2 protein-coding genes are annotated in these 2643 nt (G+C 39.8%); both read right to left on the reverse strand.

From position 1 onward, the window contains the following. Window positions 1-38 precede the first annotated feature (38 nt). The gene (pstC, locus tag FJR37_RS23415) at window positions 39-1028 is read right to left on the reverse strand and encodes a phosphate ABC transporter permease subunit PstC (protein ID WP_168467252.1); all 990 of its coding nucleotides are present in this window, start codon (window positions 1026-1028) and stop codon (window positions 39-41) included. Between the two features lie 396 nt (window positions 1029-1424). After that, window positions 1425-2465 (reverse strand): phosphate ABC transporter substrate-binding protein PstS, encoded by a 1041-nt coding sequence (pstS, locus tag FJR37_RS23420; protein ID WP_168467253.1) that lies wholly within the window; start codon window positions 2463-2465, stop codon window positions 1425-1427. Window positions 2466-2643 lie beyond the last annotated feature (178 nt).

Here is a 2643-nt window from a genome sequence, read left to right on the forward strand (position 1 = left end):
CCTCTTGCCTGTTCCCTGTTCCCTCTTGCCTCTCCTACTTATCTATTTTTTTTGCCAACCCATTCGACTATTAATACAGCCGCAATATTTATAGCTAGTGTTAAGGCAAATAAAATTAGACCTAAATAGCCTAATGCCCCAATATGTAAGCCCGGTTCAGCTTCGGCAAATTCATTGGCTAAGACTGCGGGAATATTATATGCTGGATCTAGAAGGGATATACTGATTTGGGCGGAGTTACCAATTAGCATTGTGACAGCCATTGTTTCGCCTAATGCCCTGCCCAGGGATAGCATTGTTGCGCTGACCATCCCAGAAAATCCTGCTGGTAATAAAACTCGAAAAATTGTTTCCCAACGAGTTCCGCCTAGAGCCATAGATGAGCTACGTAACTCTTTAGGAATAACCATTAAAACATCACGAGAAATAGCTGCCATTGCGGGTAAGGTCATAATGGCGAGAACAATTCCCGCTGTTAACATATTGTTGCCGGCGGGGTCTTGTGTGTTAAATAGGGGGATAAACCCAAAGGTGCTACCTAACCATTTCTCTATGGGTGCGATAACGGGAATAAATACGAAAATGCCCCATAAACCAATAATTACGCTGGGGATAGCGGCAATTAATTCAATGACGAAAGCTATAGTGGTTTTGACTGGATTTGGTAAAAAATCTTCACTGGTGACTAGGGCTATGGATATGCCTACGGGTATAGTTAATAAAACAGCGATCGCACTACTGACCAAAGTTCCATAGATGTAAGGCAATGCACCAAAAATTTGATTCCCTGTATCCCAATCTTGACCCCATAAAAAGCCCAGTCCAAATTTACCAATAGCTGGTTCTGCTTGCTTGAAAATCACCCAGGTCATGACAAAGAGGATGGCTATAGTAATCCCAGCGAAAAGATACACTAGCCATGTAAATCCTTTATCAAACCAGAAATTAACGCCACCTGTGGATGTTAAATCAATATTGCCATCACTTAAACTTAGTGAATTATTCTGAGATTCAGGTGAATTAGACATGATCAATAAAAAGTTTATGAAATCAGGTAAATTAGATGTAAGCGCATAGCCGTCATAAACCAGCTAAAACAATGAAATGGTCAATTCAGAGGGAACAGGGAACGGGCAACGCTTCGACAAGCTCAGTGCATCGCAGGGAACAGGAAAAACTCATGTTTAAAAACATGAGATTGAAATAATGACACGGTCACTGAGCGGTGTCGAAGTGCTGTTTTTTTCGGGCTACGCATCTTAAAAAACATCTTTTTTTTGACTGAGTTTTAAACTGGTGCAAATGAGTGTTTCTTATCTGTTCCCTGTTCCCTGTTCCCTTCTTTTGTAAATAAAAGCAGGTTTCAATTACCTACATTTCAACATTGAAAGCTGATACATAACGGCTGAATGCTTATGTAAAGATTACTTAACGTTGCTATTTACTGTTTGTAAAACACGGTTCACAACATCACCAGGAATTTTGGTGTAATTGAGGTCATCATTGTACTGTTGACCGTCTTTAAGTACCCAGTTAATCCATTTTTTCATGGCTTCAGCTTTAGCAGGAGTGGGATACTTTTTGTAAACCATCATCCAAGTTAAACCAACAATGGGATAACCTTGTCCTGGATCGCCAATAAATACGCGGTAGTTATCAGGGAATTTCACTGTTGATAAAGCTGAGTTCGCAGCTGCTAAAGAAGGAGCGACAAATTCTCCTTTCTTATTTTGTATTTCTGCTGAATTTAGTTTGTTTTTAGTAGCGTAGTCATATTCAACATAACCAATAGATCCAGGGGTGCTTCTCACTAAAGCAGCTACACCAGGATTACCTTTACCTTTGAGAACGTTTGGTAAATTCCATTTGGGAGCGGTATTAGCTCCAACTCTACCTTTGAAATAACCATTAATAGAACTTAAATGATTGGTGAAAATAAATGTTGTACCACTACCATCAGCGCGAACTACAAATTTAATTGGACTATTTGGTAGATTTGCACCGGGGTTATCCCCTTTAATTTTTGGATCATTCCAGTTTTTAATTTGTCCAGAGAAAATTGCTGGTAATGTGGTACGAGATAATCTCAATTTGTTGACACCAGGTAAATTATAAACAACGGAAACGGCACCACCAGCAGTGGGTACTAAGATCACACCATTCTTAACTTTAGCGATTTCATCATCTTTCATCGCTGCATCACTACCACCAAAGTCAACTGTTCCCGCAATGGTTTGACGAATACCACCACCACTACCAATGGCTTGGTAGTTAACTTTTAAGTCTGGGTACTTTTTCTTAACTTCACGAGCATATTTTTCATACAGAGGAGCAGGAAATGTTGCTCCAGCACCGTTTAAAGTTTGAGCTTGAGCGATCGCACTCAACATTGGACTCAATGCAACAGCCCCGGTTATGACTGAAGTGGCAACAACACGATTCAAAATGGTGGATAAAAAAGCCATACTGCCTCTTAAGTTTTCAGAAATACTTACTTAGGGAATTACATCCTGGTATTAATTTGATATTAAATGGTTAAGAAAAAATTAAGAACACGGCAAAAGCTGTTTAAGTTTAATTTAAACATTTAATTTTAAGTAGTGGGGGGAGTTGGGGGAGTGGGGGGAGTAGGGGGAGTTGGGG

The organism is Aphanizomenon sp. UHCC 0183 (assembly GCF_009712065.1).
Lineage (GTDB): Bacteria > Cyanobacteriota > Cyanobacteriia > Cyanobacteriales > Nostocaceae > Dolichospermum > Dolichospermum heterosporum.

Excerpts from the sequence above, each read along its gene's own strand:
- pstC (WP_168467252.1), bottom strand. The coding sequence starts at position 1,028 with ATGTCTAATTCACCTGAATCTCAGAATAATTCACTAAGTTTAAGTGAT.
- pstS (WP_168467253.1), bottom strand. The coding sequence starts at position 2,465 with ATGGCTTTTTTATCCACCATTTTGAATCGTGTTGTTGCCACTTCAGTC.